This window comes from Pseudomonas sp. FBCC-B1565, from assembly GCF_059133265.1.
In genome coordinates, this window is sequence record NZ_CP101438.1 from 5,449,600 (window position 1) to 5,464,871 (window position 15,272).

Annotated in this window: 14 protein-coding genes and 1 pseudogene; 8 read left to right on the forward strand and 7 right to left on the reverse strand. The window is 62.0% G+C overall.

Features of this window, described 5'->3' with window-relative positions; all coding sequences use genetic code 11:
* Window positions 1-66: 66 nt before the first annotated feature.
* The 4 genes from NL123_RS25240 to NL123_RS25255 are packed head-to-tail and all read left to right on the forward strand — an operon-like array spanning window position 67 to window position 5,024.
* A complete protein-coding gene (locus NL123_RS25240) occupies window positions 67-2,532 on the forward strand; it encodes a fimbria/pilus outer membrane usher protein (protein WP_494356588.1) in 2,466 nt (821 codons plus the stop codon).
* Between the two features lie 10 nt (window positions 2,533-2,542).
* The gene (locus NL123_RS25245) at window positions 2,543-3,670 is read left to right on the forward strand and encodes a DUF1120 domain-containing protein (protein ID WP_248486337.1); all 1,128 of its coding nucleotides are present in this window, start codon (window positions 2,543-2,545) and stop codon (window positions 3,668-3,670) included.
* A gap of 23 nt (window positions 3,671-3,693) precedes the next feature.
* A complete protein-coding gene (locus NL123_RS25250) occupies window positions 3,694-4,344 on the forward strand; it encodes a DUF1120 domain-containing protein (RefSeq protein ID WP_248486335.1) in 651 nt (216 codons plus the stop codon).
* Window positions 4,345-4,388: 44 nt separating this feature from the next.
* Window positions 4,389-5,024, forward strand: coding sequence for a DUF1120 domain-containing protein (locus tag NL123_RS25255; RefSeq protein ID WP_494356589.1), 636 nt, complete (start codon window positions 4,389-4,391; stop codon window positions 5,022-5,024).
* A 3-nt stretch (window positions 5,025-5,027) separates the two neighbouring features.
* On the opposite strand, the gene NL123_RS25260 is transcribed toward NL123_RS25255, so the two are convergent.
* On the reverse strand, window positions 5,028-6,293 hold the full coding sequence (locus NL123_RS25260; RefSeq protein WP_494356590.1) for a CynX/NimT family MFS transporter: 1,266 nt from the start codon (window positions 6,291-6,293) through the stop codon (window positions 5,028-5,030).
* Window positions 6,283-6,942 carry a FadR/GntR family transcriptional regulator gene (locus NL123_RS25265; protein WP_248486328.1) on the reverse strand — a complete coding sequence of 220 codons (660 nt, stop codon included), beginning with the start codon at window positions 6,940-6,942 and terminating at the stop codon, window positions 6,283-6,285. Before NL123_RS25265 ends, NL123_RS25260 begins: the two co-directional genes overlap by 11 nt.
* A gap of 158 nt (window positions 6,943-7,100) precedes the next feature.
* Here NL123_RS25265 and NL123_RS25270 point away from each other — a divergent pair.
* Window positions 7,101-7,403: pseudogene (locus NL123_RS25270) on the forward strand (type II toxin-antitoxin system MqsR family toxin); the annotation flags it as partial.
* A gap of 4 nt (window positions 7,404-7,407) precedes the next feature.
* The gene (locus NL123_RS25275; RefSeq protein WP_494356591.1) at window positions 7,408-7,902 is read left to right on the forward strand and encodes a type II toxin-antitoxin system MqsA family antitoxin; all 495 of its coding nucleotides are present in this window, start codon (window positions 7,408-7,410) and stop codon (window positions 7,900-7,902) included.
* Between the two features lie 50 nt (window positions 7,903-7,952).
* On the opposite strand, the gene NL123_RS25280 is transcribed toward NL123_RS25275, so the two are convergent.
* The 4 genes from NL123_RS25280 to NL123_RS25295 form a co-directional block, all read right to left on the reverse strand.
* A complete protein-coding gene (locus NL123_RS25280) occupies window positions 7,953-8,717 on the reverse strand; it encodes an amino acid ABC transporter ATP-binding protein (RefSeq protein WP_003171943.1) in 765 nt (254 codons plus the stop codon).
* An 11-nt stretch (window positions 8,718-8,728) separates the two neighbouring features.
* Complete coding sequence (locus NL123_RS25285) at window positions 8,729-9,826, reverse strand: amino acid ABC transporter permease (protein ID WP_494356592.1); 1,098 nt, start codon at window positions 9,824-9,826, stop codon at window positions 8,729-8,731.
* 10 nt (window positions 9,827-9,836) lie between these two features.
* On the reverse strand, window positions 9,837-11,018 hold the full coding sequence (locus NL123_RS25290; protein ID WP_058422898.1) for an amino acid ABC transporter permease: 1,182 nt from the start codon (window positions 11,016-11,018) through the stop codon (window positions 9,837-9,839).
* Between the two features lie 72 nt (window positions 11,019-11,090).
* On the reverse strand, window positions 11,091-12,122 hold the full coding sequence (locus tag NL123_RS25295) for an amino acid ABC transporter substrate-binding protein (RefSeq protein WP_058422899.1): 1,032 nt from the start codon (window positions 12,120-12,122) through the stop codon (window positions 11,091-11,093).
* A 346-nt stretch (window positions 12,123-12,468) separates the two neighbouring features.
* On the opposite strand from NL123_RS25295, the gene NL123_RS25300 reads away from it, so the two are divergent.
* Together NL123_RS25300 and rhlB are read left to right on the forward strand one after the other, a co-directional pair.
* A complete protein-coding gene (locus NL123_RS25300) occupies window positions 12,469-13,125 on the forward strand; it encodes an alpha/beta hydrolase (RefSeq protein WP_494356593.1) in 657 nt (218 codons plus the stop codon).
* Window positions 13,126-13,221: 96 nt separating this feature from the next.
* Complete coding sequence (rhlB, locus tag NL123_RS25305) at window positions 13,222-14,691, forward strand: ATP-dependent RNA helicase RhlB (protein ID WP_248488173.1); 1,470 nt, start codon at window positions 13,222-13,224, stop codon at window positions 14,689-14,691.
* A 127-nt stretch (window positions 14,692-14,818) separates the two neighbouring features.
* Here rhlB and moaE read toward each other — a convergent pair whose 3' ends face one another.
* Window positions 14,819-15,271 (reverse strand): molybdopterin synthase catalytic subunit MoaE, encoded by a 453-nt coding sequence (gene moaE / locus NL123_RS25310; RefSeq protein ID WP_248486322.1) that lies wholly within the window; start codon window positions 15,269-15,271, stop codon window positions 14,819-14,821.
* Between the last annotated feature and the right edge of the window lies 1 nt (window position 15,272).

A 15,272-nucleotide genomic window follows, 5' to 3' on the forward strand; every position in this document is an offset into this window, starting at 1 on the left:
ACACAGGCCTGCGCCCTGATAACGAAGTGACCTCCCATTGAAGGTCACCACATTGAGTACGACCTTGTGAGCACAGTAACCACTGACCGCGACGGCAACGCCGTGCCCGGTTTTTCATCGCGCCGCTCGCGCTGGCTCCTGGCACTGGCCCTGGGCAGCACGCTGCCCGGCGGCGAAAGCCTGGCCGACGAGACCGCAACCCGGGGCACTTTCGACCCCCAGACCCTGTCCCAACGGGGCATCGACCCCCAACTGGCCCACCTGCTGCTGGAGGCCCCACGCTTCGCCCCCGGACGCCACGCGGTCAACCTGACCGTCAACGGCCAGCGCCGCGAACGCGTGGACGCGGTCTTCGACCAGCAAGGCGCTTTGTGTTTCACCCGCGGGCTGCTGGACGCAGGCAACCTCAACGTGCCCGAGCAAGCCATCGACAGTGCGCAATACGGCGCGTGCTACGGGTTTATCCAAGCCTATCCGCAGACCGTGATCGAGCAGGACCCCGCCGCCCTGACCCTGTCACTGGTGGTGCCGACGGATGCACTGCGCCCCGTCACCCAGGACATTTCCGGCTACCAGACCGGGGGCTTTGCCGGCCTGCTCAACTATGACCTGACCGGGCTGTACAACGAATACGACGACGACAACAGCCGCTTCGGCTCGGCCAACACCGAGGTCGGTTTCAACGCCGGCGACTGGATTGTGCGCAGCCGCCAGGTGCGCACCTGGCAGGACAACTATTCACGCACCACCCACCTGGATGCCTACGCCCAACGCACCTTCGCCGCCCAACAGGCGGTGCTGCAGGCCGGCCAGATCAGCCTGTACAACCCGGTGCTGGCGGGCACCCAGATCACCGGCGCGCAGGTCCTCACCGAAACCGCCCTGCAGGACCAGAACCAGGGCGCGACCATCAACGGCATCGCCAATAGCCCGGCCCAGGTCGAAGTGCGCCAGAACGGCAAGTTGATTCATTCCACGGTGGTGCCGGCCGGGCCGTTCTCCCTGACCGATGTGCGGCGCTTGAACAGTCGCTCGGATGTGGAAGTCACGGTCAAGGAAACCAGCGGCGAAGAACGCCGCTTTACTGTACCGGCAGCGATGCTCGGCCTGGGGCTGCCCGCGCCGGGGTACTCGGTGGCAGCGGGTCGCGTGCGCAAGATCGGCAACGACGACGGCGCCGAACCCTGGGTGGTGAGCGCCGGCTGGAGCGGTGCGCTGCACCCGCAAGTCAGTGTGGGGGCAGGTGCACTGATGGCCGAGGACTACCGCTCGGCAGGCCTGAACCTGGGCTGGCTGCCGTGGCAGGACAGCCAGTTGCAAGGCACGCTGCAAGCCGCTCAAGCCACTCGCGTGCAGCGCGAACATGGCATACAGACCGACCTCTCCTGGTCCCAGCGCTTGAGCGAAAGCTGGTCGATCAGCACCGCAGCGTCCTGGCGCTCCCTGGGTTATCGCGACCTTGAAGATTCCACCTACCGTCACCCCACCCGTGAACAACAACGCACGCGCTACCGTGACCAACAGAGCGCCACGGCGTCGTGGTCGCACCCGCAGTTTGGCGCCTTCAGTGCCGGGGTTTCCCGCTCATCGTCCTATGACGGCAACAGCAGCAGCCGGGCGCTGGCGTCGTGGGGCAGCAGTTTCGGCCGGGTATCGGTGTCGGCCAGCGCCGAATGGCAAATGGGCGGTCGCCAGCAGAGTGACAACAGCCTGTACCTGAATATCAGCCTGCCCCTGGGCGAGACCCGCCGCGCCCGCGCCTGGGCCCGCAACACCGGCGGCGAGCATCGCCTGGGCCTGGGCGTGAGCGAGCAACTCAACGATCAATTGAGTTACCGGGTTGGCGTTGAACGTGACAGTCGCGACCAGGAAGTGGAATCGTCCCTCGGTGTGTCAGCCCTGCCGTACTACAGCCAGCTGGACTTCAATTACACCCGCTCCACTGCCGACAACGCCAGCTACCAGGGCGGTGCGCGTGGCGGCGTGGTGGTACATGGCGACGGCGTGACGTTCTCGCCGTACCCGGTGCGCGACACCTTTGCGGTGATGTCCGTGGGTGAAATGGCCGGGATCAAGGTGACCACCCCCAGCGGGCCGGTATGGACCGACTGGCAAGGCCAGGCCGTGGTGCCGCAACTGACCGCCTACGGTCGCAGTGCGGTGGAAGTGCAGACCCGTTCACTGCCACGCAACGCCGATATCAACAACGGCCTGGCGGTGCTGTCGGCCGGGCGCGGTGCCGTCGACAGCGTGCAGTTTGGCGTGGTGGTCACCCGTCGCGCATTGCTCAGCGTGACCAACGACCACGGTGCGCCATTGCCCCGGGGCGCGGTGGTGAGTACCGACAGCGGCGAGTTCGTGACCTTGGTGCAGGAAGGCAGCCAGGTGTTTTTGCCCAACGTGCTTGAGCAAGGTGCGTTGTGGATCAAAGCGGCTGGTCAAGCGCGTTGCCGACTGGACTTCGAGCTACCGAAAAAAGCCGACCCCGACCTGTATTTCGAAACTGCCCCGGCCCAGTGCCGCGCATCATGAGGACCTTGCCATGGGCCTGAAACCCCACTTGTTGCCCCTGATCCTGTTGTTGAGTGCCAGCGCCTGGGGGGCGGAAGACTGCCAGCTCAGCCTGAGCGAATCAAAGCTGGATTTCGGCCTGATGAACCGCGCCGCAGCGCAGTTGCCCACGCCTGAACGGCTGCTGGGTGAGCGCCGGTTCAACCTCACGCTGAACTGCCAGCAGCCCACCGACGTGAGTGTGTTCTACCGCGCCATGGGCGCCAGCGCGGAGCGTTTTCGCTTCACCGAACGGGGCAGCTATGGCCTGCGGGTGACCGAGGCGGTGCTGGATGGCCAGGCAGTTGAATTGGGACTGGTTACCGCCGCCGGCCAACCGCCGGTGAGCAGCGCCAGCACCCTCACCTGGCGCCCGGAACACGGGGTCGTACCGTTACGCAACGGCGTGGCGGCCAGCGGTCGCAGCCTGTCATTGCGCCTGGAGGGCCGGGCGTGGGCCAGCGAAGAGGCCCTGCGGGTACGCGACGCCGTGACCTGGGACAGCGCCGGCCTGTTCGATGCGGTCCACACCGGCCAGGCCCGCGAATTGCGCTGGACGACGCGCTTTGCACCGGCCGCCTGCACCCCCAGCCTGTCCAATGGCGGCACCGTGGCGCTGGGCAAACTGTCGGTCAATGACCTGAACCCGCGCCAGGAGACAACACTGGCGCCGCGAAGCCTGGTGCTCAACGTGGCCTGCGACGCACCGAGCTTTTTTGCCCTGCGCATGCACGACAACCGCCAGGGCACCGCCAGCGGCCCCGACGATGACAGCACCTACGGCCTGGGCCGGGACGCGCGACAGCAGAACATCGGCCGTTATCGGTTGAGCTTCAACCCCGCGCATACCACCGCAGACAACCTGCCCCAGGTGTATCGCACCGACTCCACCACCGCCGGCACTTCCTGGAGCAACAGCAGCGCCAACCCCATCGACGTGGGTGCCACACGTTTGCTGGGCTTCACTGCCAGCGCCGGCAGCAGCAACGGCCCGAGCGCGATTCAACACCTGAGCGCCACAGCCAACGTCGAAGCGGTCATCGCCCCCCTCGACACCCTGGACCTGAGCAATGAAGTGCGACTCGACGGCTCGGGCACCCTCGAAATCATCTACCTCTGACCCACTGAAAAAGGAGCTACGCGATGAAGACTCACCTGATCCCCCTGGCCGCCGTGTCCCTGCTCGGTGTCGGCTCGTTGGCCCAGGCTGCCTCCACCGTCGACTTGACGGTGACCGGCCTGATCACCCCCATGGCCTGCACACCCGTGCTGTCCGCCGGCGGGCTGGTCGACTTCGGCAAGATCTCCCAACAGGACCTCAACCAGGCAACCGGCACACGCCTGCCGCTCAAGTACCTGACCCTGACCGTCAACTGCAATTCGGCGGGCCGTTATGCCCTGCGCATGCGCGACAACCGCGACGGCACCGCCCATGTCAACAGCGAGATCTACTACGGGCTGGGCCTGGACAGCAGCGGCAACAAGATCGGTGTGTACTCGGTGAGTTTCGACCCCAAGCAAACCGTGGTCGATGACTTGCCGGTGATCTACGGCACCGAGTCCACCACCGGCGGGGTGGCGTGGCGAACCTCCAATCGCAACCCGATCGATATCGGTTCCCGAAGCCTCTTGGGCTTTACCAATATCGAAGGCAGCACCGCCGGCCCCTCGGCGATCCAGACGCTGACCAGCACGCTGAAACTGGAGGCGGTGATCAACGCCAAGCAGAACCTGGACTTGAGCACCGAGACGCCGATGGACGGTTCCGCCACCCTGGAAGTGGTGTACCTCTGACCGCAACACCTTTACCCGATGACTGCCCTGGGAACACCCTGAAAATGAAAACACTTATCACCGCCCTCACTGCCACCCTGTTGACGGGCTATGGCGCCACCACCTTGGCTGCCAGCAGCGTCGACCTGACCGTGAAAGGCCTGATCACGCCCAGCGCCTGCACGCCCACCTTGAGCGGTGGCGGTGTGGTGGATCACGGCAAGTTGTCGGCACGCGACCTCAATAAAGAGATCCCCACCCAACTGCCTGTCGCCGTTATGCAACTGCAGATCAACTGCGAGGCCGCCACGGTGTTTGCGCTCAAGGGCGTGGATAACCGCCCCGGATCCGGCTGGCTCGACCTACACTGGGGCCTGGGTCTGATCAATGGCGGCGAAAAACTGGGGAATATCACACTGCGCTTTCTGGGCGCGTCCGCAGACGGAGGGGACCTGACGCCGATCAGGTCAGAGGACGGCGGAAGTTCGTGGCAGGCGTTCCCGGGCAGCTTCTATTTGTGGTACCCGGACAGCCTCATAGCCTTCAGCAATGACGTCACGGGCGCCCCTGTGCCGCTGGCGGTCAAGGACCTGACCAGCGATATGCAAATCGACACCGCCATCGCCCCGGCCAATGCACTGACATTGACCGAGGAACAACCTATCGACGGCTCGGTGACGATCGAAGTGAGGTACCTGTAGCCCTTAGACCTTCTCGCTGCGCACGCCCACGTACAGCGCGCGCCCCGCACCCAGCCCGGCCACGATGGCACCCAGGCCCAGCACCGCGAAAATCCAGCCCACAGCCGCCCAGCCGCCGGTCCAGTCATGCACCACACCGACCGCCAGCGGCCCCATGGATGCCAGCGTGTAGCCAAAGCCCTGCGCCATGCTCGACAGGTTGGCTGCGACATGGGAGTCGCGCGAACGCAACACGATCAAGGTCAGTGCCAGGCTGAAGGTACCACCCTGCCCCAGGCCCAGCAGGATCGCCCAGCCCCACAGGCCGTCGAGCGGCGCGTACAGGCAACCAAACAGACCGCCGAGGGTCAGCAGCATCACCACCACGATGGCCAGCCGTTGATCCTTGCCCCGGGTCGCCAACCACGGGGCTGCCAACGAACTGAGCAACTGCACGATGATCGAACCCGAGAGCGCCAACCCGGCTTGCGTGGCGCTCAGGCCACGGCCGATGAGGATCGACGGCAACCAGCCGAACACGATATAGGCCAAGGACGATTGCAGGCCCATGTACAACGTCACCTGCCAGGCCAGCCGATCACGCAGCAAGCCCTTCACGCGATAGGCCACCTGGTGGGCACCGTGCTTTTGCCCCACTTGTGGCAGCCAGAACAGCGCCGCCACCAATGCCGGCAAGACCCAGAACCCCAGGCCGATGCTCCAGCTGTCACCGAAGGCGTGGCTCAGGGGCACCGACGCGCCGGCTGCCAGTGCCGCTCCCAGGCACAGGGCCATGGTGTAGACACCGGTCATGGTGCCCGCCTGCCGCGGGAAATCACGCTTGACGATCCCCGGCAGCAGCACGCCGATGATGCCGATGCTCGCCCCGGCAATCAGGCTGCCGGCGAACAACCCGGCTTCGCCGAATGAACTGCGCAGGATGATGCCTGCGGCCAGGGTCAGGAGGATGCCCAGCACCACCCGTTCGGCACCGAAACGGCGCGCCAGCAGCGGAGCGGTCGGCGCGAACAGGCCCAGGCACAACACCGGCAACGTGGTCAGCAAACCGGCCCTGGCTGCCGACAGCCCCAGGCTGGCGGAGACGTCGGCCAGCAACGGCGCCATGCTCGACAGTGCCGGGCGCAGGTTCAGTGCCACCAGGACCAGGCCCAGCAGCAACAGCCATGGGCGGCTCACCGGCGGTGGCGTGTGCTGCACCACCTCGTCGTCGGCTTCGGCGTCGATCAACAGTTCTTCGAATTCGGTTTTACGTTGGGCTTCAAGGCTCATTGATCAACTGCCGGCAGAGGGATTTGGCGCGTTCCGGGTTTTGCTGTGCCACGGCGTCGAGCAAGGCGGTATGCAGGTCGAACACCGCTTGGCGACGCGGTGAAATGTTCAGGGTCTGGCGCAACTGGGCGGCAACGATGCGCGAAAAATACTGGTACAGCTCGCTGAGTGCCGGGTTGTGCGCGGCGTCCACGAGGTGTTTGTGGAACACCAGGTCAGCGCTGATATAGGCCTCAAGGTCGCCGTGATACAGCGCGGCGCTGGTATCGAGGGCCTCGCGCAAGGTGATGAGGTCTTGCTCGGTACGGCGCATTGCCGCCAACCCGATGGCTTCCACTTCAAGAATCTGCCGGGTCTCCTGCGCCTGCTCCAGGGTGCAGTGGGACAACGCCCGCATCGCGCCCAGCGGGTCGGTCATCGAACGCAGGTAACTGCCGTCACCCTGGCGGATTTCAATCAAGCCGGAGAACGCCAATACGCGCATGGCCTCGCGCACGGTATTGCGGCTGATGCCCAGCTCGGCGGACAGCTCGGGCTCGGTGGGCAGGCGCTCACCGATGGCCCACCGGCCTTCGGTGATGCGCAGGCGCAACTGCTCCAGGGCCTGGTCGACCAGGGAGCGTTTGATCAGCGGGGCGATGTCTGTCATGGGTTTCGCACTTTCGTCCAATCATAGGATGAATTTTCCTACAGCCTATTCGGACTTGCCTACAAAGGCAACGCACTACGGTTCTTAGGCAGGTAAAGGAGCAGTATTTTCGATTGGTAAAATTACCCTCTGAGGGTAATTATGAACTCAGGTGTCTTATGGAAAAGTACACACCTCATTACGATTTGGCGGTGATAAAGGCGGATGTGAGGCGGTTGGGAAGGAAAGCATTCACCCGGACAGCAGAGGAATGTGGCGAGCGTCTTGGATTTGGCATCGAGGAAATGCAGGACGTTATTTATGAGTTGCGAAACTGGATGTTGTACAAGTCGATGACCACTTATGGAGACCATCGAGTATGGCAGGACGTGTACCACACCCACTCGAAAGGTAGGGAGATTTACATCAAGGTCACTTACCGCACAGACGGTAGACCTCCGGTGATCTCCTTCAAGGAGAAAACCCATGAAAAAGAAAGAGCTGTGCTGCATCTGCGGGGCCCCCGATGCATTGAGTTATTACCAGGGCCGCAGCGAAACAATCAGAGTCAAAGATATGGAGCGTCGGATCGACAATCTTTCAGGCTGGGAGTGTGAGGTGTGTGGTGACGGATTCTGGGACCCAGAAAACGACAGTGCAGACCGCTACGGCAAAGCCAAGGAAGAATTGATCCTTGCCTTCCGACAAATCATCGGCGCCGAGATAAAACGCATCCGACGCAAGCTGCATCTTACGCAAAAAGAGGCCGTCGAACTGCTGTCGGGAGGCGGCCACAACGCGTTCTCACGCTACGAACGCGGCGAACTGCTTGCCCCCAAACCCCTGGTATTACTGATGCGCTTGCTGGATCGTCACCCGCATTTGCTGGCTGACGCAAAAACCCTGGCCGAGGGTGCAGACATGCGCGGCGCGTTCACCTACATCAAACACGATAACGCTGAAACGCTCAAAGTGTCCTAGCCCCAAAAATAAACCCGGCGCCAGGCCGGGTTTATCGTTTCAAGCATCGATCAATGCAAGATCTGGCTCAGGAACAACTTGGTCCGATCATTCTGCGGGTTGTCGAAGAAGTCATTCGGCGCCGCCTGTTCCACGATCTCCCCCTTGTCCATGAAGATCACGCGGTTGGCCACGGTGCGCGCAAAGCCCATTTCGTGGGTCACGCACAGCATGGTCATGCCGTCTTCGGCCAGGCCGATCATGGTGTCGAGTACTTCCTTGACCATTTCCGGGTCGAGTGCCGAAGTCGGCTCGTCGAACAGCATGATCTTGGGCTTCATGCACAACGCACGGGCGATCGCCACGCGCTGCTGCTGGCCGCCGGACAGTTGTCCCGGAAACTTGTGCGCCTGCTCCGGGATGCGCACGCGCTCCAGGTAGTGCATGGCGATTTCCTCGGCCTTGCGCTTGGGCATCTTGCGCACCCACATTGGCGCCAGCGTGCAGTTTTGCAGGATGGTCAGGTGCGGGAACAGGTTGAAATGCTGGAACACCATGCCGACTTCGCGGCGGATCGCTTCGATCTGCTTGAGGTCGTTGGTCAGCTCCACGCCATCGACCACGATGCGGCCCTGCTGGTGCTCTTCCAGGCGATTGAGGCATCGGATGGTGGTGGACTTGCCCGAACCAGACGGGCCGCACAGCACGATACGCTCGCCCTGCTTGACGTTGAGGTTGATGTCTTTCAACACGTGGAACTGGCCGTACCACTTGTTGACGCCCTGCATCTGGATAATGCCTTCAGGGCTCACAGGCTGTTTGATCGCTTCGCTCATAACAACAACTCCTAACGCTTGTGGCCTGTGTCGAGCTTGTGTTCCAAATGAATGGAATAGCGCGACATACCAAAACAGAAAATCCAGAACACCAGGGCCGCAAACACGTAGCCTTCGGTGGCCATGCCCAACCATTTGGGGTCGGCGGCGGCTTGCTTGACGCTGTTGAGCAGGTCGAACAGGCCGATGATGATCACCAGGCTCGTGTCCTTGAACAGCGCGATGAACGTGTTGACGATGCCAGGAATCACCAGCTTCAGGGCTTGCGGCAGAATCACCAGGCCCATGCTGCGCCAGTAACCCAGGCCCATCGCTGCGGCCGCTTCATACTGACCTTTGGGAATCGCCTGCAAGCCACCGCGCACCACCTCGGCCACGTAGGCCGACTGGAACAGGATCACGCCGATCAACGCTCGCAGCAGCTTGTCGATGCCCATGCCTTCGGGCAGGAACAACGGCAGCATCACCGAGGACATGAACAGCACGGTGATCAACGGCACGCCGCGCCAGAATTCGATGAAGGTCACGCAGACCACCCGAATCGCCGGCATGTTCGAGCGCCGCCCCAACGCCAGCATGATGCCCAGCGGCAAGGCGCCGGCGATGCCGACGGTGGCAATCACCAGGGTCAGCATCAGCCCGCCCCATTGGCTGGTCGCCACGTTGGTCAGGCCGAAGATGCCGCCGTGCAGCAGGAAGAAGGCGATGATCGGGTACAGCACCAGGAAGCTCAGGCCGTAGATCGCCTTGCGTTGGAAACGCGAGATGAACAGCGGTGCCACGCCAACGATGGCCAGCCACACGGTCAGGTCCACACGCCAGCGCAGGTCGCCAGGGTAGTAGCCGTACATGAACTGCCCGAAGCGCTGTTGGATGAACACCCAGCAGGCGCCCTCCTTGGTGCAATCGGCCCGCGTGGTGCCGACCCAGTTGGCATCCAGGATCGCCCAATGCAGGATCGGCGGCACCACCAGGTAGATCAGGTAAAACGCCAACAGCGTCAGCAGGGTGTTGAGCCAGCTGGAAAACAGGTTGGCGCGCATCCATGCCATCGGCCCGAATACTTTGTTCGGTGGCGGCATATCAGGTTTGAATGTATGCGTAGTCATGCTGGTTTCCTCACCGCTCGATCAGCGCAATGCGCTTGTTGTACCAGTTCATCAGCAGGGAAATGCTGATGCTGATCGCCAGGTACACGCTCATGGTGATGGCAATGACTTCGATGGCCTGGCCGGTCTGGTTGAGCACCGTACCGGCAAACAGCGAGACCATTTCCGGGTAACCGATACCGGCGGCCAGGGACGAGTTTTTCGCCAGGTTCAGGTATTGGCTGGTCAGCGGCGGAATGATCACTCGCAATGCTTGCGGGATGATGACCTTGCGCAGCGTCGGCCCGGGGCGCAGGCCAAGGGAGCGCGCGGCTTCGGTCTGGCCGTGGCTGACGGACTTGATGCCCGACCGCACGATCTCGGCGATAAAAGCCGCGGTGTAGACGGTCAGCGCCAGGGTCAGCGCCAGCAGTTCGGGGATGAGTACCCAGCCGCCGACAAAGTTGAAGCCTTGCAACTTGGGCATTTCCCAGTGCAGTGGTGCACCGAAGATCAAGGCGCACAACGCCGGGATCACGATGAACAGCGCCAGGCCCGCCCAGAACTTGTGGAACGGTACGCCGGTGGCTTCAAAACGCTTGTTGGCCCAACGCGCCATCAGCACGATTGCCACGATGGCGACGACGATGCTGACCACAAACGGCCAGAACCCGTCAGCGGCAATCGCTGCCGGCATGTTCAGGCCACGGCTGCTGACAAAGAAGGTGTCGCCGAAGTTATGGCTGTTACGCGGCCCCGGCATGGTCAGGAACACCGCGAAGTACCAGAACAGGATTTGCAGCAGCGGCGGAATGTTGCGGAACACTTCCACATACACGGTCGCCAGCTTGTTGATCATCCAGTTCGGTGACAGCCGCGCTACACCGATGATGAACCCCAGCAAGGTCGCCAGGATCACGCCGATAAAAGTGACCAGCAAAGTGTTGAGCAAACCGATCACGAAGACTCGGGCATAGCTGTCCGATTCGGTGTAGTCGATCAAATGCTGCGCGATGCCGAAGCCGGCACTGCGTTCAAGAAAGTCGAAACCCGAGGTAATGCCCCGGTGCTGAAGGTTGGTCTGGGTATTGTTGAAGAGGTACCAGCCCAGCGAGACCACCGCCACTATCGTGATGATCTGGAAGAGCCACGCACGCACTTTAGGGTCGCTGAAGCTGAGCTTCTGCTTGGGTGCGCCGATTTGATTTTGCATGAAGTGCCCCGGAAATAATGGAACAGAACATCACCCGGCGGTTGGCCCACCGGGTGACAGAACCATCAGCGATCAGCGCACAGGTGGTGCGTATTGAATGCCGCCGGCGTTCCACAGCGCGTTCAGGCCACGGTCGATTTCCAGCGGGGTGCTCTTGCCCAGGTTGCGCTCGAACACTTCACCGTAGTTACCGACTTGCTTGACGATCTGTACAACCCAGTCTTTCTTCACTTTCAGGTCTTTGCCGTATTCGCCGTCAGCACCGAGCAGACGCGCAACGTCCGGGTTCTTGGTGGACTTGGCTTCAGCTTCGACGTTTTTGGAGGTGATGCCGGCTTCTTCAGCGTTGAGCATGGCGTAGCCAACCCAGCGCACGATGGCCAGCCACTCGTCGTCGCCATTACGCACGACCGGGCCCAGTGGCTCCTTGGAAATGGTTTCCGGCAGCACCACGTAGTCCTTCGGCGAGGCCAGCTTGCTGCGCTGGGCAAACAGCTGGGACTTGTCGGAGGTCAGTACGTCGCAACGCCCGGACTCCAGCGACTTGGCGCTTTCGTCGGAAGTGTCGAAGGTGATCGGGGTGTATTTCAGGCCGTTGCCACGGAAGTAGTCGGAAACGTTCAGCTCGGTGGTGGTACCGGCCTGGATGCAGATGGTTGCACCGTCCAGTTCCTTGGCACTTTTCACGCCCAGCTTGTTGTTTACCAGGAAGCCGATGCCGTCGTAGTAGGTGATGAAGCCCGGGAATTTCAGGCCCATGCCGGCATCGCGGGAGCTGGTCATGGTGGTGTTACGGGACAGAATGTCGACTTCGCCGGATTGAAGCGCGGTGAAACGCTCCTTGGCATTCAACTGGCTGAATTTGACCTTGGTCGCATCGCCGAAAACAGCAGCGGCCACAGCGCGGCAAACGTCAGCATCGATCCCGAGGATCTTGCCGCTGGCATCCGGTACCGAGAAACCCGGCAGGCCGTCACTCACGCCACACTGCACAAAGCCTTTCTTCTGCACGGCGTCCAGCGTGGCACCCGCTTGGGCGAAACCACTGACACCCAATACAGCCGCCGCGGTCACGATGGCCAGGGTGGATTTCAATACCTTCATTCAAACCTCCAGTTTGCTCTTGTTGTGTCGGAGCTCGAACCTCAGCGCACCCTTATGAGGCGATATCGACCCGTGTTGGCTTTTTTTAGGGTCAAGCGGCATGAAGTTGTCGCAGTAATTCCAGTTGCTATCCCATAAGCGGCAGTCACTGATAGTGTTACCGTCCCGGGATAGCGCTGACATCGTTCAACACATAGCAAGCCCCGTACCAGAGTGATGGCTGAGTCGTTTCAGCCCATGGTCAATAGAAAAAGATTCAACCGTGCGACATCTTCTTAACAGATCAACCCATCGCGCACCGTTCCGTCGCACTTAATCGGAGCGCACGCACATTAATGGAGCAGACATGACCGAACCCTTGATTCTTCAGCCCGCCAAACCCGCAGACGCCTGCGTTATCTGGTTGCATGGCCTGGGTGCCGATCGCTACGACTTCCTGCCGGTGGCCGAGGCGCTGCAGGAAAGCCTGCTGACCACGCGTTTCGTTTTGCCCCAGGCGCCGACCCGCCCGGTGACGATCAATGGTGGCTACGAGATGCCAAGCTGGTACGACATCAAGGCCATGAGCCCGGCCCGTTCCATCAGCCTGGAAGAGCTGGAAGTGTCGGCAAAAATGGTCACGGACCTGATCGAGACACAGAAGAGAACCGGAATAGACGCTTCGCGGATTTTCCTCGCCGGTTTTTCCCAAGGTGGCGCCGTGGTGTTCCACACCGCCTTCCTGAATTGGGAAGGCCCCTTGGGCGGCGTGATTGCCCTCTCCACCTACGCGCCCACGTTCAGCGACGAGCTGGAATTATCCGCCAGCCAGCAGCGCATTCCCGCACTGTGCCTGCACGGCCAATACGACGATGTGGTGCAGAACGCCATGGGCCGCAGCGCCTACGAGCATCTGAAGAGCCGTGGTGTCACCGTGACATGGCAGGAATACCCAATGGGCCACGAAGTGTTACCCGAGGAGATACGCGACATCGGTGCCTGGTTGACCGCTCGCCTGGGCTGAAAACCAGCGTTTATGTAGCTGTATGACAGACGCACTACGCCGCGCCCGATTCTTGCATTACACTGGCCGGCGTACATTCCTTAACCAATTAATGAGATCACCGTGCTCAAAGCACTCAAGAAGATGTTCGGCAAAAGCGAGGCTGAGCCGCTCGCGCCAGATTCCAGTGCTCCTGCCCCGACAGCCGGCAGCCGCAATGACGGCAGACAGCCCGACCGGACCGCACCTGCCGCCCAGCCGAAGAAGCCGACGGTGACCCCAGCCGAACAGGCCAGGCCAGTCGAGCCCGTTGCCGCACCGGTGGCACCAAAACCGCGCCGTGAACGTGCGCCAAAACCGCCGGTGATTGCGTGGAAACTCGAAGACTTCGTCGTCGAGCCCCAGGAAGGCAAGACCCGTTTCCATGATTTCAAGCTGGCCCCGGAACTGATGCACGCCATCCAGGACCTGGGGTTCCCGTATTGCACGCCGATCCAGGCGCAGGTGCTGGGCTTCACCCTGGCCGGCAAAGACGCCATCGGCCGCGCCCAGACCGGCACCGGCAAGACCGCCGCGTTCCTGATCTCGATCATCACCCAACTGCTGCAGACGCCGCCGCCCAAAGAGCGCTACATGGGTGAACCGCGCGCGCTGATCATCGCCCCGACCCGGGAGCTGGTGGTACAGATCGCCAAGGACGCCGCCGACCTGACCAAGTACACCGGCCTCAACGTCATGACGTTCGTGGGCGGCATGGACTTCGACAAGCAGCTCAAGCACCTCGAAGCTCGTCACTGCGACATCCTGGTGGCCACCCCTGGCCGTCTGCTGGACTTCAACCAGCGCGGCGACGTGCACCTGGACATGGTCGAAGTGATGGTGCTGGACGAAGCCGACCGCATGCTCGACATGGGCTTTATCCCGCAAGTGCGCCAGATCATTCGCCAGACCCCGCCGAAATCCGAGCGTCAGACCCTGCTGTTCTCCGCGACCTTCACCGAAGACGTGATGAACCTCGCCAAGCAGTGGACTACCGACCCGTCCATCGTCGAGATCGAAGCGGAAAACGTCGCCAGCGAAAACGTCGAGCAACACATCTACGCGGTGGCTGGCGCCGACAAGTACAAGCTGCTCTACAACCTGGTCAACGACAACGGCTGGGAGCGCGTGATGGTGTTCGCCAACCGCAAGGACGAGGTGCGCCGCATCGAAGAACGCCTGGTGCGTGATGGTGTGAACGCCGCGCAACTGTCCGGCGACGTGCCACAGCACAAGCGTATCAAGACCCTGGAAGGCTTCCGCGAAGGCAAGATCCGTGTGCTGGTGGCCACCGACGTGGCGGGACGCGGGATTCACATCGACGGCATCAGCCACGTGATCAACTTCACCCTGCCGGAAGTGCCGGATGACTACGTGCACCGCATTGGCCGTACCGGCCGTGCCGGGGCGGCGGGTGTGTCGATCAGCTTTGCCGGGGAAGATGACTCGTATCAGTTGCCGTCGATCGAAGCGCTGCTAGGGCGCAAGATCAGTTGCGAGACGCCGCCGACGCACCTGTTGCGCGCCGTGGAACGCAAGCGTCCGTAAGCTGGAATGCAGTAAAAACTGTGGGAGGGGGCTTGCCCCCGATAGCTATGGCACATCTAACATCTCTGTTGGCTGACCCACTGCAATCGGGGGCAAGCCCCCTCCCACATTTGGTGCTGTGTTTGGCCTAAGACTTCCAGCGATCTGCGGCGGCGTGATCGCTGTGACGCCCTTCCACCCAACGCGGCCCCTCACTGGTGTTCTCCTTCTTCCAGAACGGCGCCCGCGTCTTCAGGTAGTCCATCACAAACGCACAGGCATCAAACGCCGCCTGGCGATGGGCACTGGCTGCCGCCACGAACACAATCGGCTCACCCGGCTCCAGCGCGCCGATGCGGTGCAACACCTCCAGCTTGAGCAACGGCCAGCGCTGTTCAGCCTCGACGGCGATCTTGGCCAGGGCCTTCTCGGTCATGCCGGAGTAGTGTTCAAGGAACATCCCCGACACCTCACGGCCGTCGTTGAAGTCGCGTACATACCCCACGAAACTCACCACCGCGCCCACGCCAACGTTGGCCGCGTGCATGGCATTCACCTCGCTGCCTGGATCAAAGGCCTGGGCCTGTACACGAATGGCCATG

What these genes read in the sequence shown, in the direction of transcription:
- NL123_RS25280 (WP_003171943.1), bottom strand. Translation starts at nt 8,717, where the DNA reads ATGAGCGAAGCGATCAAACAGCCTGTGAGCCCTGAAGGCATTATCCAG.
- NL123_RS25295 (WP_058422899.1), bottom strand. Translation starts at nt 12,122, where the DNA reads ATGAAGGTATTGAAATCCACCCTGGCCATCGTGACCGCGGCGGCTGTA.
- NL123_RS25300 (WP_494356593.1), top strand. Translation starts at nt 12,469, where the DNA reads ATGACCGAACCCTTGATTCTTCAGCCCGCCAAACCCGCAGACGCCTGC.
- NL123_RS25250 (WP_248486335.1), top strand. Translation starts at nt 3,694, where the DNA reads ATGAAGACTCACCTGATCCCCCTGGCCGCCGTGTCCCTGCTCGGTGTC.
- moaE (WP_248486322.1), bottom strand. Translation starts at nt 15,271, where the DNA reads ATGGCCATTCGTGTACAGGCCCAGGCCTTTGATCCAGGCAGCGAGGTG.
- NL123_RS25255 (WP_494356589.1), top strand. Translation starts at nt 4,389, where the DNA reads ATGAAAACACTTATCACCGCCCTCACTGCCACCCTGTTGACGGGCTAT.
- NL123_RS25265 (WP_248486328.1), bottom strand. Translation starts at nt 6,942, where the DNA reads ATGACAGACATCGCCCCGCTGATCAAACGCTCCCTGGTCGACCAGGCC.
- NL123_RS25260 (WP_494356590.1), bottom strand. Translation starts at nt 6,293, where the DNA reads ATGAGCCTTGAAGCCCAACGTAAAACCGAATTCGAAGAACTGTTGATC.
- NL123_RS25275 (WP_494356591.1), top strand. Translation starts at nt 7,408, where the DNA reads ATGAAAAAGAAAGAGCTGTGCTGCATCTGCGGGGCCCCCGATGCATTG.
- NL123_RS25290 (WP_058422898.1), bottom strand. Translation starts at nt 11,018, where the DNA reads ATGCAAAATCAAATCGGCGCACCCAAGCAGAAGCTCAGCTTCAGCGAC.
- NL123_RS25245 (WP_248486337.1), top strand. Translation starts at nt 2,543, where the DNA reads ATGGGCCTGAAACCCCACTTGTTGCCCCTGATCCTGTTGTTGAGTGCC.
- NL123_RS25285 (WP_494356592.1), bottom strand. Translation starts at nt 9,826, where the DNA reads ATGACTACGCATACATTCAAACCTGATATGCCGCCACCGAACAAAGTA.